The organism is Bacillus sp. YH3-2-B2 (assembly GCF_053663335.1).
Genome location: NZ_JBSJQE010000003.1, coordinates 807333 through 823079, shown reverse-complemented (window position 1 = coordinate 823079; position 15747 = coordinate 807333). Strand labels below are relative to the sequence as shown.

The following is a 15747-nucleotide window of genomic DNA, read 5'->3' as shown; positions in this document are numbered from 1 at the left end:
CGGGTGCTTTTTTGTTGCATACAATCGAAGGATTTCAGGGGAAAGGGAGGACTACTGCGAACAGCATAAGAGAACCACGCAAGCCTATGACCAATACCGGGAATCATCAGCTGCCAAACGGGGGTATAACAGCAAGTGGAGGCAGGCGCGCGCTGGCTACCTGTCCAAGCATCTGTTATGTGCTGTCTGCTTAATGCAAGGAAGAAGAACCCCGGCGACAGTTATCAATCATATCGTTCCGCATAAAGGCGGTATGAACCTCAAGTAAATGGGCCCTTATGCGCCTCGTGTCATGGCCGGTAGACAACGACGGAGGATGGAGGATTTGGGAACAGAACATCAAATGAAAGAATGTACAAATTCCCCAAGACTAAAAATTAAATTCTTTTGCGTACACTTAACTTCATCTGTTTCGATGTTATTGTCTTCACTGTCATATACCGAGCATAAAAGAAAGATGGGTAAAAACAAATTTGTGAAGCTTGTGTGTTTAAAAAAGATAGGAGGATGTAACCCCCTATCTTCTCATTCTTCCTATTCTGATTAACTCCCCAATAATTGATCCAGCGATGAAAATAATCAATGGGACTGGAGTGAATTTATTACCCAAAACGCCCATGTAAACAAAATAACATGCACATAAAACAAGGAACAGTAGGATATATCTTTTTAATATCCTGTTAATATTAGACGTTGTTTTTTCTTGTTGCATATTTTTTCACCTCGTTTTTATGGTCGGCAAGTTGATGGGATTGGCCTGCTTCCAAAGAATTTGGGACTGTCTGCCGTTTTAAGGACTTTCTTTCTTTTAGAGTCTTCGTAGAATTTTGTTCTATTAGCATAAGGGTATGCGCTGCATTTAAAGGCATAACGATATTGGAATACTGTATAGTATGCAGTTGTTTGGGTACCTGCTAAAAACCCTACAATAGCGAATACTACGTTGTAAGGTGTTTTTGTTATTGTTGAAATAGCTGTGGCTGCCACACCGACAGAAACGCCTTTCAAATTGTATTTATAATTGTATTTCCCCATGTATTTTCCACCGGGCGGTATCTTCATAGTTGACATATTAGAAGAAGAAAATACCCCATCTCCCTCCATAGTAAGGTTAAAATCGACCTCACCGTTTTTATAAAGTGTGTTTGTTTCGTTGTTGTATTCAAATTTTGTAACTGCCCCATTTTCCTCAGTAACTTTAGCTTTATTCACAGCTGGGTCAGTAAAGTCGTAAGAATAGACATACTTTTCCCCATCAATCTCAAAAACATTCTCACCTACAGTATCATTTGACATTGATGCAGGGATGTTCAACATTTCATTGCTTTCTGCTTTGGCTTTAAAGTTGGGCATAATACCTACAACCAATGCAGTGACCAAAAACAAAAGTAAAGCTGACCTGAATTTCTTCAAACAATCACACTCCCTATTGTATATTCGTTACGACCTAAATTATACCGGTATTGTTATTTTTTAAGAATAGGGACAGCGAAGTGTAAATTCGACAATGGAGATAAATAGTCCGCTATAATACCGTTCTGAAAAAGTGGGTAAATAGCCTTTTTTTGTAATTGCGCGATGTCGAAAGAGAAAATTGCGTGATGTCGAAAAAAATCCTATTAATTACATTTTATGTTAAAGGTATGCTAGAATATTGTTTGAGAAAATTTAGAATATTTGTAGAAAGAGGGGTTTATCTTATGAGTAAACTGGCTTCTGAATGTGTTGCAAATATATTAAATGATTGGTATATCGCGATAAAACAACAAGACGCTGAGTCTGCTGAGAAATATTTTGAAGAGGTCAAACCATTGTTTGATGAGATGGAAGAGGATCAGGAAGTTTTGATGTATTATTCTTTGTTGGAGGAAAGGCATAAAATGCTTTTGTATCAGGTGAAAGGGGAGGAGCTTCCGCCTCATTCATATTTTAATGAAAACCACGCTGAGGAAATAAAAAAAACAGACCATATGATTGAATATTATTTCTTTCTATTTGAAGCGTTATATGAGTCGCACAAAAGGAATTTTGAGAAAGCAATTACTTTGTTCAAAATAGCCGAGAAAAAATTGAAAGATATACCCGATTGTATAGAGCGGGCTGAATTTTATTCGAAAGTGGCGTCTATGTATATGATGCTGCGGCAGAGTCTAATTTCTTTGAATTATATCAATGACTCTGTACAAATTTATAGAGAGAACGAAGGCTATAAACGAAAGCTTGCCACGTCTCTTATGATTGTCGGGCAAAACTACACTGATTTAGGGCTTTACGAAAAAGCGGAGGAAAGTTTTTTAGAAGCAATCAGAATTTCGAGAGTTCTACACGATTCACTATTTACCGCATTAATACATCATAATTTAAGTATTACATATTCTGCAGCAAATCGTTCCCAAGACTGTATAAATGCCTTGAAAAAAGCCATCAGAAATAAAGATTGGAGGGACTCGGTTTATTATATAAATTCCCTGTATATGTTTCTGAAAGAGCTTTATAAAATAGGGGATGTAAATAAAATGCCATATTATTATAAAAAGACAAAGGAATATTTTAAACGAAAAGAGAATAAGGTGTATGAGGCTAAAATAAATATTATTTACGGACTTCTGCAGCAGGATCAGAGTAAAAGCATTGAAACTTGTCGAGGTGGTATTTCTTACTTATATGAAGTAAATGACCTTGATAGCGTCTTTGATCTTTCTTTGGTTATTTCAGAACACTGTGAGAAGCATGGACTCTATAAAGAGGCGCTTGAATTTTCTAAACATGCTATTTTAGCCGAGGAGAAAATGAGGCACCTGGAGGGATTGTAATTGAAAAAAGTTATTCTTTGTGCAGCTCTCACCTTCGTTACGTTAAGTGGTTTAGCTGCAGTCAAAATGAATCATGCATCATCGGATGTTAAGATAACAGAGCGCCCGGTCGGTACTCTGCAATTAGCAGAGCGGCCGGTTGGCACATAAAAAAAGCCCCTGTCCGGGGCTTTTTTTAATAAAGAGAGGGAGCATCTGTCCACCATTCTGACAGCCCAAAAGAAAAACCCTAGAAATGTTGATATAACAACGTTTCTAGGGTTTAATCCAATGCTCTTTAAAGAGCGTTTTACTTAACGGGAGTAGAACTCAACGATAAGCGCTTCGTTAATTTCCGGAGCAAGCTCAGAGCGCTCTGGAAGACGAGTGAATGTACCTTCAAGCTTTTCAGCGTCGAAAGTAAGGTACTCAGGAACGAAGTTGTTTACTTCTACAGATTCTTTGATGATAGAAAGGTTTCTTGATTTTTCGCGAACACCGATTGTTTGACCAGGTTTTACTTGGTAAGACGGAATGTCAACGCGGCTTCCGTCAACAAGAATGTGACCGTGGTTAACTAATTGGCGAGCTTGACGGCGAGTGCGTGCAAGACCGAGCTTGTACACAACGTTATCAAGACGTGCATCTAAAAGAATCATGAAGTTTTCGCCGTGTTTACCAGTCATTTTTGCAGCTTTGTCAAACAATGTGCGGAATTGACGTTCGTTTACACCGTACATGTGACGAAGTTTTTGCTTTTCTTGCAATTGCAAACCGTATTCTGATAGTTTTTTACGCTGTCCCGGACCGTGGGGACCTGGTGCGTAAGGGCGTTTTTCTAATTCTTTACCTGTACCGCTAAGAGAGATTCCTAAACGGCGGGACAGTTTCCAAGATGGACCTGTATAGCGAGCCATAATGTGACTCCTCCTTTGGTTTTATTTTGTGGAAAATAAAAACCGTCTGTTCGATCCGACCGTGCACATTTTGTTTTCATGTATCCTCGCTCCAGCAGCAGAGAGTTACACGATACACCTTACAGCTAAGGAACAAAATGCAAACACAGAAGCTGAACAAAAAGGCTGCAATATTTCACACAAAGAACATTATATGATTTTTCCCCGCCGCCGTCAACCATTTCTCCATGAAGAGTGCAGGTTTATGATATAATGTACAAAAATGAGTAGTACATGTTTAGGTGATAAAAATGAAAAAACAAACAATTGATGAAGTGACGGCCTTTCATCAGAAAATGCTTTCTTTTTTCTTAACGAAATCTGAATCCGTCTCATTATCCGACTCGCTGTTATGGCTGGCCTCAGCTCTAGAATCCTGCTTTACATCTCTTTCATTGACCCTTTCACCGGCAGAATCAACACGTTTCACCATAAAAACAGAAGATGAACCGCATTATGCTCCGCTGAAAGAGAGTGACGGCCGTTTTATGATCAGGAATCAGACGTCCGGCAGATCCTTTTATCTGCGCTCGGAAGGCGGGCTGCCGATCCCGGAATCATTGCCTGAGATCGTTACTCAGTTTATCAATCAATCTGTGAGACAAAGCGGGCTGTTTGACAAAACGAAGCATCAGCGGAAAATTCACAGAATGACAGAAATGTTCCATTCGCTTTTGGATCAAAATGAGGTTTTGGAAAAACTGCAGGCAAGTTTGAGTACGGCTTTCCGGTCTTTCCGCTTTTCACTGTTTATCACGCAGGATCAGGATACGGACAGACAGCTTCCCGCAAAAGAATTACATATGGACGGAAAAGATGCCGACCCGTCTGCCCTGAAGGTTTATTTATCGGGGAGACTGCTCAGAAAAGGCAGGTCATCTGCTTACCTGCCGATCAAAGGCCAGCAGGGGACTTACGGGGTTCTGAAGACGGAGGGGCTGCAGGATGCCGTTCTTTCGTGCAGTACTCTCAGTGAAATGCTGCTGCTTGCGGGCGCAGCGGGAAAAGCATTTGAAAATGCGCAGCTCTATGAGCAATCGAAAAAAAGCATTGCGAATCTGGAGCTCATTAATGAAACATCGCGCCAGCTGAATCAGCGCCTCAGACTCACTGACACGATGCGGGAACTCGCCGCCATTATGACCCAATCATTTCATGCGGAAGAAGTGGCTTTTTTTCATATTGATCATTTTGAGACGCAAAATCTGCTTCCGGGACATACCGCTTTTTTTAAGACAGAACGTGCGAACCCGTATATCAGCATTGTGAAAGAAAAGCTGTTCGAGGGAGAAAAGGGCGTGTTTATCGGCAGCGGAAAGACTGTATTCGGCGAAAACGGCTTCGGCTCGCTGATGGCGGTGCCGATGATCGAAAATGACACCGTCTTCGGGTTCGCGATTTTATTGAAAAAGGATTTGTATGCTTTTACGTTTGAAATGTATAAGCTTTTTCAAGCGCTCATTCACCATGCGACATTGGCGGTCACGAACTCCATGCTGCGCGACAGGCTTGAGCATCTTGTTCAGACAGACCAGCTGACGGAGCTGTATTCAAGAACCTATTTGGATGAGAAAATTCAATACAGCATGAAAATTCATAAACGGGGTGTATTCATCCTCGTTGATATCGATAATTTCAAAACCATTAATGATACATACGGTCATCAAACGGGAGATTCGATCCTGATTCAGGTGGCCTCCGTTATGAAAAACCATATTCGTGAGCACGATGTCGCTGCAAGGTGGGGGGGCGAGGAGCTGGCTGTCTATCTGCCGAATATCAACGTGTCATCCGGAGAACGCATCGCTAAAAGGCTTGTTCGCGCCATCCGGGAAAACACCGAGCCGCGCGTGACGATTTCCTGCGGCGTTTCCTGCTGGTCAAAGACAGGCCCGATGCCGTTGAAAATGCTCGTTCAGCAAGCGGACGAGGCGCTTTATATCGCCAAACGGAACGGCAAAAACCGGCTGATCATCCATCAAAACAGCACGACGACATAAAAAAGGAGCCGGCCTGCCGGCCGGGCTCCTTTTTTTATCCTAATCGTTTTTCAAGCGTTTCAACAAACTTTGCTAAATAGGCTTCGTCCGTTTCATCAAAACGGTTTTTCACAGGGCTGTCAATGTCCAGCACACCGATCACTTCACCGTTTACGCGGATCGGGAGGACGATTTCTGACTGGGAAGCCGCGTCACAGGCGATATGTCCCGGGAACGCATTCACATCGGCAATCCGCTGCACGTCGCCGTTAGAGTAGGCAGTGCCGCATACGCCTCTGCCGAACGGAATGCGCACACAGGCAGGAAGCCCTTGAAACGGTCCGAGCACAAGCTCGCCCTCTTTAGCGAAGTAAAACCCCGCCCAGTTGACTTCATGTAATGAATGGTATAAAAGCGCTGATGCATTCGCGTAATTTGCGATCGCATCCGTTTCATCTTCTGTCATGGCTTCGAGCTGTTTAAGCAGAAGCTGATAACTTTTTTCTTTATCTCCGGATTGTTTTTCGACATGAAACATGGAAAACCCTCACTTTTTCTATAATATCAAACAAAGTTCCGGCCGTTCTGCCGGCATTTGTCGAGAAGTTCTTACAGGAACGGCGCCTTTCTGCTTGAATTGTTACACATAAAGGGGTGAGCCGTATGAAAGTAAGCACCAAAGACAAAATTATTAACGCCGCTGTCCAGCTGTTTAACCAAAAAGGTTATTCCGGCACGTCCGTCCGTGAAATCGCAAAGTCAGCTGATGTAAATGTTGCGCACATCTCCTACTATTTTAAAGGGAAAGGCGGATTAATGGAACATTTAGTTTCCGAGTTTTACGAAGGCTATACTGAAGCGCTGGAAAAAGCCGCCGTCAGTATGAACGGTGAAGACGCGCAGGAACGCATCCTGCGGGTGATTTTCGATATTTTATCCTATCAGCACGATAACCGTCAATTAACGCGGTTTGTGTACCGGGAAGTGACGATTGATTCCGTGCTTATCAGGGAAATTATGTCTACTTACTTAATGAAAGAAAAATATATTTTCCAGCTGGTGATTGAAGAAGGGCAGTCACGCCACAGACGGCTGACGCTGCCCGTGCCGCATTTTATTCTGCAATTGAAATCCCTCTTGATGATGCCGTATCTTCAGCCTCAATACATTACGGAGGTGCTCTATATGCAGCCTCATGAACCGTACTTTTATAAAAGGTATTTTGAAGAAGTGAAGATATGGATCGAAAGCGTGTTCCGACGGCCTGATGCGGCGCTTATGAAGTAATGATGCTTTTGTACGTTTCATAGGAACTGCCGACATCTTCCGCTTGATGGGCGTCCGACCCGAATATGAGCGGGATTTTTTTTTGCTTCGCCGTCTCAGCCATCCAATCCTCCATGTATACTTCCCCGGCAAACTTCTTTCTGAGCCCGGATGTATTCACATCCAGCTCCATTCCGTGTTCTTTCACGGCGTCAAGACAGCGGGCCGCAAGCTCTCTTATTTGAGGTGACATGCTGTAAGGGAAAAGGCGTGCGAATTTTTTGACGAGCGTGATATGGCCGACCCGTTTTGGCTTAAAGGGGCCGAGAGGTGTTACAATGGAAGAATACACAGTTTCATAGTATTGTTCATATACGGCTTCAACGCTTCCGAAGTGGTCGGCAAGCTGCCGAAACGCATGCTCGTCAAAATCGAGGCAGATATAAGACGGACCGGTCTTCAAAAAATGAACGGATAAAATGCCGTCATCCAGTGAGGGGCCGTACGTGTTCAGAAACGCCGCGGTTTCCTCTTCATACCCTGTGATAAAATCAGTTTCTAGCCCGGTCAGAATGCTGATTTGTCCATCATATTCCTTTTTCAGCTGTGAAAGCCGCTCCAAATAAACCTCCATCTGTCTGAGATCCATCGCGCTGTCCTGAAGCGGTACGGGATCTTGAAATGACGGAGGAAGGGGGGCGTGCTCTGTAAATGTGATCGAGTCAAAGCCTCTTTCCAGGGCCTTTTCGACATATTCTTTCAGCGCATCCTTCGAGCCGTGAGGGCAAAAAGGCGTGTGGATATGAGCGTCTCGTTTTTCCATTTGTGTCACTCCATTAAAAAATTGCAGAATCCTGCCGAAATTATGCAAAAAGTTTTTGATTTCTGGTCAAAAAATGTTGGTTACATGGTATCATAATAACAATGAAAACGACAGATTTTCTCAATACATATATTGAAATCTTTCTGAATACATAAAACACCCTGACAGATTAAGAGAACAACAAGGGGGCTCATTATGGAGTTAGTCATCGGATTATTGGTTATACTGCTCGCGCTCTTTGCGGCGGGCTACTTTTTCAGGAAAAAAATTTATACGGAAATTGACCGGCTGGAGTCATGGAAGATTGAAATTTTAAACCGTTCGATAGTGGAAGAAATGTCCAAGATCAAACATCTGAAAATGACCGGAGAGACGGAAGAGTTCTTTGAAAGATGGCGCGAAGAGTGGGATGAAATTGTCACAGCCCATCTGCCGAAAGTAGAAGAGCTCCTTTATGATGCCGAAGAGAACGCCGACAAATACCGGTTCAAAAAAGCGAATCAGGTGCTTGTCCACATCGACGACCTCCTCACTGCAGCCGAATCAAATATAGAAGGCATACTGCGTGAGATCAGCGACCTTGTGACGAGCGAGGAAAAAAGCCGCGGAGAGATTGAACAGGTGCGTGAGCGGTATTCAAAAGCGCGAAAAAACCTTCTGGCGTACAGCCATCTCTACGGAGAGCTATATAACAGCCTGGAGACGGATCTCGACGAAATCTGGAGCGGCATAAAAAAGTTCGAAGAAGAGACGGAAAGCGGCAATTACATCAAAGCGAGAAAAGTGCTGCTTGAACAGGACCGCAGACTGGATCAGCTTCAAACATACATAGATGACGTTCCGAAACTGCTCGCGGACTGTAAACAGACCGTGCCGAACCAGATTGCCAAGCTGAAAGACGGCTACCGGGAAATGACGGAAAAAGGCTACAAATTGGAGCATATTCAAATCGAAAAAGAGCTGGAGACACTCACAAATCAATTGAAACGGGCCGAAAGCGCGCTTTTGGAAGAATTAGATGTCGACGAAGCGTCCGCCATTCTTCAGCTGATTGATGAAACCATTCAATCGATGTATGAACAGCTGGAAGGCGAAGTGGAAGCCGGACAGTCCGTATTAAGCAAAATGCCTGAGCTGATCATCGCGTATGAGAAGCTTGAGGAAGAAAAAGACCGCACAAAAACCGAAACGGAGCTCGTCAAGGAAAGCTATCAGCTGACGGCGGGAGAAATCGGCAGACAGCATGCTTTCGAAAAACAGCTGGAAACGATAGGCCGGCTCCTTGAGCAGGCGAGAGAAAAGCTTGACGGCGAGCATGTCGCTTACTCGCTGCTGATTGAAGAAGTCGAGGCCATCGAAAAGCAGATGGAAGAGGCTCAGAAAGAACATGCCGAATACCGTGAAAATCTGCAGGCGCTCAGAAAAGAAGAACTGCAGGCGCGGGAAACGCTGATGCATCTTCGGAAAACCATTTCTGACACGGCCCGAATGCTGCAAAAAAGCAACGTGCCGGGAATTCCTGAACAAGTCAAGGACAAGCTCGAGACGGCAAATCATCATATAGAAGAAACCGTCAGCCAATTGGAAGAGCTGCCGTTAAACATGGAGGAAGCCGCCAAACATCTGACCGAAGCTGAAAAGGTGGTTGCGGAAGTCAGCGAAGAGGCGGAAGAACTTGTGATTCAGGTGAAGCTGATTGAGCGGATCATCCAGTACGGCAACCGCTTCCGAAGCCAGAATCATATTTTATCCGAACAGCTGAAAGAAGCGGAACGGCTGTTTTACGCTTACAGCTATAATGAAGCTTATGAGATGGCGGCAGCTGCTGTTGAAAAAGCAGCTCCCGGCGCCGTGAAAAAAATTAAAGCTGATCAATCTGCTTCATAGACGCACAAGCAAAAACTGCACCCTGATGGAAATCAGAGGTGCAGTTTTTTTGTTTCTCACGGAATATAAAAAGCGCCTATGGCTGATATACATCAAACCGCAGGCGCTGAATGTTACGATTTTGCTTTATTTAATTCGATGGGCGGGCTGATAAAAAACGTGATGATGCAGCCGATGATCGCTCCGGCAATGCCCGGAAGCACCCAGCCGATTCCCATGCTGTAAAGCGGAAGATTTGCGTTTAAGAATGAATCTAATGATCCGAGCGGAATGCCTGCTGCCTTCAAACCGTCCAGGATACTGAACAGTCCCGTTCCGATCAGGCAGGCGATATAGACTTCGCGTCTTTCCTTAAAGATTTTATCAATAAAGGAAAGGACGATAATGACAATCGCCAGCGGGTAAATGGCTGATAAAATAGGAACTGAAAATGCAATAATCTCAGCAAGTCCGAAATTTGAAATCGCCAGACTGAACAGCGTGACAATCGTAACCACCATTTTGTATGATAAAGCGGGAATCAATTTTGAAAAATATTCGCCGCAAGATGTGACAAGCCCGATGCTTGTCGTTAAACACGCAACGGTGATGGCGGCGCCGAGAACGATGTTTCCCAGTGAACCGAACAGGTAATCAGATGAAGCTGATAAAATCTTTGCGCCTTCGCCGAGCGGCCCGACAGCGTCCGTGCTTGTCGCTCCCAGATAGGCCAAAGATAAATAAATGAATGTCAAACCAGCCGCTGCAATCAGACCCGCTTTAATACAAGCGGCCGCGAGCGCTTTACGCTGGGTGACGCCCCTGCTTTTAACAGCGTTGACGACAACGACGCCGAAGACGATTGAGGCGAGCGCATCCATTGTTTTATAGCCTTCCAAAAATCCTTTGAACACCGGCGTTCCGGAATATGCCTGATGTACGGCGCCCAGCCCGCCCATCGGAGTGACGATGGCTTTTACGACAATGATTAAAATGATACCGAATTTAATGGGAGTCAAAATCTTTCCGACTCTGTCCACGATTTTGGACGGGTTAAGAGCTAAATAATACGTAATAGAAAAAAAGATCAACGTGAAAACAAATAAAGATAATCTTTCCGGAATGCCGCTTAAAAACGGAACTGCACCGATTTCATATGAAACGGTTCCGGTTCTCGGAATCGCGAAAAGCGGCCCGATTGATAAATAAAGCACAACGGTGAAAATAGTGCCGAATACCGGGTGAGCTTTATCGGCAAGTCCTTTCGCGTCTTTGCCCGTTAATGCGATGGCGATAATACCTAAAAGCGGCAGTCCTACGCCGGTCAGTAAGAAACCGCCCATCGCTTTCCAGACATTATGCCCCGCCGCTTGCCCAAGCTCCGGCGGATATATCATATTTCCTGCCCCGAAAAAAAGTGCGAAAAGCATGAAACCGATAATAACGGTATCTTTGACAGGTAGTGAGTGTTTCATAAAAATCCTCCTAAATACTATGTTGAAATATTCTGTCAATTAATTGTCAGATAATATAACAAAATGAACATTACTTATTATATGGCAATGTACAGAGAAGTCAATACTCGATTTATTGCAAATTTCTATTTACTTTTGTTATGGTAGCATAAATATCATACGATGTACCGTTTTCATAAAAGGAGTAAAAAAAATGATATATTTAGACAACAGTTCAACGACCGAGCCGTATGAAGAGGTTTTGGAAGTGTATAAACAGACGAGCAGCCGTTATTTCGGCAATCCTTCGTCTCTGCACCAGTTAGGAACTGAGACGGAACAGCTCCTTGAAGCGGCCGCTCAGCAAATAAAAAGAACCTTACGTTTAAAAAATTATGATATTGTATTTACATCAGGCGCGACTGAAGCGAATAACGCTGCGTTAAAGGGAGCGGCCTGGGCAAACATGAGTAAAGGAAGACATATCATTGCTTCGGCGATTGAGCATCCTTCTGTGACGGAGACGCTTGATCAGCTGACAGAGCTGTTCGGCTTTGAAGTCACATATCTTCCGGCCGATCAAAACGGCTTCGTTTCTTTGAAAGACGTCAAATCGGCTATCAGGCCGGATACGATAATCGTCAGCGTCATGCATGTCAATAACGAAGTCGGCTCCATTCAGCCCGTAAAGGAAATCGGCGGGTTTTTGAAGCAGCACCGGAATATTCTGTTTCATGTTGATCATGTGCAGGGCATTCATAAAGTTCCTCTGTCTATAGAAGAAGCGGGCATTGACCTTTGCACCGTTTCAGGGCATAAGTTTCACGGCTTAAAAGGGACCGGAGCGCTTATCGTCAAAGAAGGAACGCGGCTCATTCCGCTTATAACGGGCGGCTCGCAGCAAAAAGGCGTCCGCGCCGGAACAGAACACACGGCAGGCGCCGTTTCCCTTGCGAAAGCGATCAATCTTTCCGCGCGTGACATGAATGAGCGGCTTTCTTCCGTGGAGGCTGCCAAGAATGCGCTCATGGAAAGGCTGAGCGGGACGGACGGGGTCGTCATCAACACTCCCGCCGAAAATAGCGCGCCGCATATCATTAATTTTTCCGTTCCGGGTGTGAAGGCGGAAGTGCTGCTGCACATGCTTGAGGAAAAAGGAATATATGTCTCCACAACCGCGGCATGTTCGGCAAGAGAGCACAAACCGAGCCGTGTTCTTCTGCAAATGAATAAAGGCGAACAGATTGCATCAAGCAGCATCAGAGTCAGCCTGAACTTCAGCCATACGGCTGACATCACGGAGCCGTTTATGGCCGCGCTGGTGCCGGCTGTTCAAAAACTAAAAAAAATGATGAGGTAGCATATGAATTACGATCATATTTTAATCCGTTTTGGTGAAATATCCACAAAAGGAAAAAACAGACGCAGTTTTATTGAAAGATTAAAACAGAATATCCGCCTGGTATTAAAGGATTATAAAAAAGTAAAATACTTTTCAAACCGGGACCGGATGTCAATTACACTTAATGGAGAAAACCCGGAGGAAATTTGTTCCTTATTAAAGAATATATTCGGCATTCAAAGTTTCAGTCTCGCAATTAAATGCGAAAGCAAGCTGGAAGACATTAAAAAAACGGCTTTAGCCGCGATAGAAGGCGAATATAAACCGGGGAATACGTTTAAGGTCGAGACCAAACGGGCTTACAAGCAGTTTGAATTAGATACGAATGCGATGAACGCTGAAATCGGCGGCCATATTTTGAAAAACACGGATGGATTAACCGTCGATGTGAAAAATCCCGATATTCCGCTTCGGATTGAAATCAGGGAGGAAGCGACATTCCTGACCATTCGTAACGAAAAAGGCGCCGGAGGCCTTCCTGTCGGTTCCGCGGGTAAAGCGATGCTGATGCTTTCCGGCGGTTTTGACAGTCCGGTAGCCGGTTTTTACGCGATGAAACGGGGATTATCAGTTGAAGCCGTACATTTCTTCAGTCCGCCGTATACGAGCGAACGGGCAAAGCAGAAAGTCATGGATCTCGCGGGATGCCTCGCGAAGTTCGGCGGCAGTATGACACTTCATATCGTGCCGTTTACAAAGACGCAGGAACTCATCCAAAAACAAATCCCGGAAAACTATACGATGACGGCGACGCGGCGTCTTATGCTGCAAATCGCGGACAGAATCAGAGAAGAACGAAAAGCGCTCGCGATCATTACGGGAGAAAGCCTCGGGCAGGTAGCGAGCCAGACCCTTGAAAGCATGTATGCGATCAATGCCGTGACGGCAACACCGGTTTTGCGCCCTTTAATCGGAATGGACAAAACAGAAATCATCGAGAAATCAAAAGAAATCGGCACTTATGAAACAAGCATTCAGCCGTTTGAGGACTGCTGCACCATCTTTACGCCGCCAAGTCCGAAAACACGTCCGAAAAAAGAAAAAATCGAGCACTTCGAAAGCTTCGTTGATTTTGAACCGCTGATTGCAGAGGCCGCTGCCGGTATCGAAACCATCACTGTTTACTCAGAGCAGGAAGCTCACGATAAGTTTGCCGGCCTGTTTTAAAACTGTATACAATTACCAAAGTTTTTTTGAATGAAGACATGTGTTTTATCACATTCTATACTCACAAGGAGGTGATACACATGTCACAATCAAACAGCGGAAACAGCAACCAGCTTTTAGTGCCAGGCGCTGCTCAAGCTATCGACCAAATGAAGTACGAAATCGCTTCTGAATTCGGTGTAAACCTTGGACCGGAAACAACTTCTCGCGCCAACGGTTCTGTCGGTGGAGAAATCACAAAACGTCTTGTCTCTTTTGCTCAGCAAAGCATGGGCGGAAGCAGCCAGCAGCAGTTTTAATCACAACTTCACATAATGGCTAAGAGAGCGGGGAATTCCCCGCTCTTTTTTCATGAGTATAGATAGAAGCGGGAAGCAATTTATGCATATTTTTATTGTAATGGCCTATGTTTATGTATAATGGGGAAAGAAAGTGAGGAGTTGTTCGTGTTAAAACGAGAAGATTTAATCGCCCCAAAGAACTATAACCTTGTAAATGAAATCGAAAAGTTCAGCCGTTCCAAAGAGAAGAACGCGCTTATTTGGGAAGATCAAACAGGCGGCAAGAAAGTCTGGACGTATGAAAAATTGATGGAAGAAACGAATAAAATCGGAGCCCGCCTGAAAGGTCTCGGATTTGAAAAAGGCGATAAGCTGATTGTCATGGTTCCGAGAGTGCTTGAAGCGTATGCCGTTTATTTAGCGATCTTAAAAGCGGGGATGGTCGTCATTCCTTGCTCGGAAATGCTGCGCGCCAAAGACCTTGAATACCGGATCAAACACGCCGAAGTGAAAGGCGCTATCGTTTTTCCTTCATTTATAAACGCGTTTGACGAGGTGAATACCGAGCAGCTGGTGACATTGTCAATCGGTGAAAATGATGCCGGCTGGAAAAACCTCCTAACGATTGAAGCGGACGGAGACAGTTTTCAAACAGCTGATACAACAAGAGAGGACATGGCGTTTTTGTCCTATACTTCAGGCACGACCGGCCAGCCTAAAGGCGTTGTACATACACACGGCTGGGCCTTTGCCCATTTAAAAACATCAGCCGGTGCATGGCTGGATATTTCCGAAGACGATACAGTGTGGGCCACCGCGGCGCCCGGCTGGCAGAAATGGGTGTGGAGCCCGCTGCTCGCCGTTCTGGGAAGCGGCGCGACAGGATTCATTTATCACGGCAGATTCAACGCCAAGACGTATTTAGAGCTGCTGGAGCGCCATCAAGTAAATGTCTTCTGCTGTACCCCGACGGAATACCGCCTGATGGCAAAAGTGGAGGAGCTGGACAAATATGATCTTTCTGCTCTTCACAGCGCAGTTTCTGCGGGTGAGCCATTAAACCGGGAAGTCATTGACGTATTCCGGAAGCATTTCGGCATTAAAGTGAGAGACGGATACGGCCAAACGGAGAGCACCCTGTTAGTCGGCGTCCTGAAGGATATGGATATTAAGCCGGGAAGCATGGGCAAACCGACCCCCGGAAATCAAGTAGAGATTGTAAACGATAAAGGCGAAATATGCGAAACAGGCGAAACGGGCGATATCGCCGTACATTTGAGCACACCGGCTTTATTCAAGGAATATTATAAAGATCCCGAAAGAACGAAAAAGCAGATTCGCGGAGATTACTTTCTTACAGGAGACCGCGCGAAAAAAGACGAGGACGGCTACTTTTGGTTTGAGAGCCGCAATGATGACATTATCGTCAGCTCCGGATATACAATCGGGCCTTTTGAAGTAGAGGACGCGCTCGTGAAGCATCCGGAAGTGAAAGAATGTGCAGTCGTGGCAAGCCCGGATGAAATCAGAGGTTCAATCGTAAAAGCTTATGTCGTTTTACAAGACGATGAAAAGCGCAGTGACGAACTTGTCAAAGAACTGCAAAACCACGTAAAAACAATTACGGCGCCTTACAAATATCCGAGAGAAATTGAATTTGTCGAAAGCCTGCCGAAAACGGCGTCCGCAAAAATCAGACGTGTGGAGCTGAGACAGCGTGAAGAACGGCTGAAGGCTGATAAAAAAGCATAATACAGGATA

The 15747-nt window shown here is 44.7% G+C and carries 14 protein-coding genes and 1 pseudogene; 10 read left to right on the top strand and 5 right to left on the bottom strand.

Going from position 1 to position 15747, the window contains the following annotated elements; translation table 11 throughout:
• Positions 1–31: 31 nt before the first annotated feature.
• A pseudogene (locus ACWJJX_RS14275) lies at positions 32–303 on the top strand (HNH endonuclease).
• A 426-nt stretch (positions 304–729) separates the two neighbouring features.
• Here the strand turns inward: ACWJJX_RS14275 and ACWJJX_RS14270 are convergent.
• The gene (locus tag ACWJJX_RS14270; protein WP_454023060.1) at positions 730–1413 is read right to left on the bottom strand and encodes a hypothetical protein; all 684 of its coding nucleotides are present in this window, start codon (positions 1411–1413) and stop codon (positions 730–732) included.
• Positions 1414–1700: 287 nt separating this feature from the next.
• Between ACWJJX_RS14270 and ACWJJX_RS14265 the strand changes: the two genes are divergently transcribed.
• Together ACWJJX_RS14265 and ACWJJX_RS14260 are read left to right on the top strand one after the other, a co-directional pair.
• Positions 1701–2813, top strand: a complete 1113-nt coding sequence (locus ACWJJX_RS14265) for a response regulator aspartate phosphatase (protein WP_454021502.1) — start codon at positions 1701–1703, stop codon at positions 2811–2813.
• Entirely contained in the window at positions 2814–2963 is a 150-nt protein-coding gene (locus ACWJJX_RS14260) for a PhrK family phosphatase-inhibitory pheromone (protein ID WP_162886258.1), read from the top strand. It begins immediately after the preceding gene.
• A 143-nt stretch (positions 2964–3106) separates the two neighbouring features.
• Here the strand turns inward: ACWJJX_RS14260 and rpsD are convergent, their stop codons facing one another.
• Entirely contained in the window at positions 3107–3709 is a 603-nt protein-coding gene (gene rpsD / locus ACWJJX_RS14255) for a 30S ribosomal protein S4 (protein WP_003152406.1), read from the bottom strand.
• A 290-nt stretch (positions 3710–3999) separates the two neighbouring features.
• On the opposite strand from rpsD, the gene ACWJJX_RS14250 reads away from it, so the two are divergent.
• Positions 4000–5748, top strand: a complete 1749-nt coding sequence (locus ACWJJX_RS14250; protein ID WP_003152407.1) for a sensor domain-containing diguanylate cyclase — start codon at positions 4000–4002, stop codon at positions 5746–5748.
• Between the two features lie 34 nt (positions 5749–5782).
• Here the strand turns inward: ACWJJX_RS14250 and ACWJJX_RS14245 are convergent, their stop codons facing one another.
• Positions 5783–6265 carry a GAF domain-containing protein gene (locus tag ACWJJX_RS14245; RefSeq protein WP_454023059.1) on the bottom strand — a complete coding sequence of 161 codons (483 nt, stop codon included), beginning with the start codon at positions 6263–6265 and terminating at the stop codon, positions 5783–5785.
• 125 nt (positions 6266–6390) lie between these two features.
• Here ACWJJX_RS14245 and refZ point away from each other — a divergent pair, with 125 nt between their 5' ends.
• On the top strand, positions 6391–7014 hold the full coding sequence (refZ, locus tag ACWJJX_RS14240) for a forespore capture DNA-binding protein RefZ (protein ID WP_007408038.1): 624 nt from the start codon (positions 6391–6393) through the stop codon (positions 7012–7014).
• Here the strand turns inward: refZ and hisJ are convergent.
• A complete protein-coding gene (hisJ, locus tag ACWJJX_RS14235) occupies positions 7004–7816 on the bottom strand; it encodes a histidinol-phosphatase HisJ (RefSeq protein ID WP_069473539.1) in 813 nt (270 codons plus the stop codon). The genes refZ and hisJ overlap by 11 nt on opposite strands.
• Before the next feature lie 195 nt (positions 7817–8011).
• Between hisJ and ezrA the strand changes: the two genes are divergently transcribed.
• Complete coding sequence (gene ezrA / locus ACWJJX_RS14230; RefSeq protein WP_029973330.1) at positions 8012–9703, top strand: septation ring formation regulator EzrA; 1692 nt, start codon at positions 8012–8014, stop codon at positions 9701–9703.
• Between the two features lie 113 nt (positions 9704–9816).
• Here ezrA and brnQ read toward each other — a convergent pair whose 3' ends face one another.
• Positions 9817–11157 (bottom strand): branched-chain amino acid transport system II carrier protein, encoded by a 1341-nt coding sequence (brnQ, locus tag ACWJJX_RS14225; RefSeq protein ID WP_003152412.1) that lies wholly within the window; start codon positions 11155–11157, stop codon positions 9817–9819.
• A gap of 193 nt (positions 11158–11350) precedes the next feature.
• On the opposite strand from brnQ, the gene ACWJJX_RS14220 reads away from it, so the two are divergent.
• The 4 genes from ACWJJX_RS14220 to mbcS all read left to right on the top strand — a co-directional run bounded on the left by ACWJJX_RS14220 (position 11351) and on the right by mbcS (position 15738).
• Complete coding sequence (locus ACWJJX_RS14220; protein ID WP_285979021.1) at positions 11351–12496, top strand: cysteine desulfurase family protein; 1146 nt, start codon at positions 11351–11353, stop codon at positions 12494–12496.
• 3 nt (positions 12497–12499) lie between these two features.
• Complete coding sequence (thiI, locus tag ACWJJX_RS14215) at positions 12500–13705, top strand: tRNA uracil 4-sulfurtransferase ThiI (RefSeq protein ID WP_032858466.1); 1206 nt, start codon at positions 12500–12502, stop codon at positions 13703–13705.
• A gap of 80 nt (positions 13706–13785) precedes the next feature.
• Entirely contained in the window at positions 13786–14004 is a 219-nt protein-coding gene (locus ACWJJX_RS14210) for an alpha/beta-type small acid-soluble spore protein (RefSeq protein WP_003152415.1), read from the top strand.
• A 147-nt stretch (positions 14005–14151) separates the two neighbouring features.
• Complete coding sequence (gene mbcS, locus ACWJJX_RS14205) at positions 14152–15738, top strand: acyl-CoA synthetase MbcS (RefSeq protein WP_454023058.1); 1587 nt, start codon at positions 14152–14154, stop codon at positions 15736–15738.
• Positions 15739–15747 lie beyond the last annotated feature (9 nt).

Bases quoted from the DNA above. Each gene is read 5' to 3' on its own strand.
- hisJ (WP_069473539.1), bottom strand. From the start codon at position 7,816: ATGGAAAAACGAGACGCTCATATCCACACGCCTTTTTGCCCTCACGGC.
- ACWJJX_RS14265 (WP_454021502.1), top strand. From the start codon at position 1,701: ATGAGTAAACTGGCTTCTGAATGTGTTGCAAATATATTAAATGATTGG.
- ACWJJX_RS14250 (WP_003152407.1), top strand. From the start codon at position 4,000: ATGAAAAAACAAACAATTGATGAAGTGACGGCCTTTCATCAGAAAATG.
- brnQ (WP_003152412.1), bottom strand. From the start codon at position 11,157: ATGAAACACTCACTACCTGTCAAAGATACCGTTATTATCGGTTTCATG.
- refZ (WP_007408038.1), top strand. From the start codon at position 6,391: ATGAAAGTAAGCACCAAAGACAAAATTATTAACGCCGCTGTCCAGCTG.
- ACWJJX_RS14245 (WP_454023059.1), bottom strand. From the start codon at position 6,265: ATGTTTCATGTCGAAAAACAATCCGGAGATAAAGAAAAAAGTTATCAG.
- thiI (WP_032858466.1), top strand. From the start codon at position 12,500: ATGAATTACGATCATATTTTAATCCGTTTTGGTGAAATATCCACAAAA.
- ACWJJX_RS14210 (WP_003152415.1), top strand. From the start codon at position 13,786: ATGTCACAATCAAACAGCGGAAACAGCAACCAGCTTTTAGTGCCAGGC.
- rpsD (WP_003152406.1), bottom strand. From the start codon at position 3,709: ATGGCTCGCTATACAGGTCCATCTTGGAAACTGTCCCGCCGTTTAGGA.
- ezrA (WP_029973330.1), top strand. From the start codon at position 8,012: ATGGAGTTAGTCATCGGATTATTGGTTATACTGCTCGCGCTCTTTGCG.
- ACWJJX_RS14220 (WP_285979021.1), top strand. From the start codon at position 11,351: ATGATATATTTAGACAACAGTTCAACGACCGAGCCGTATGAAGAGGTT.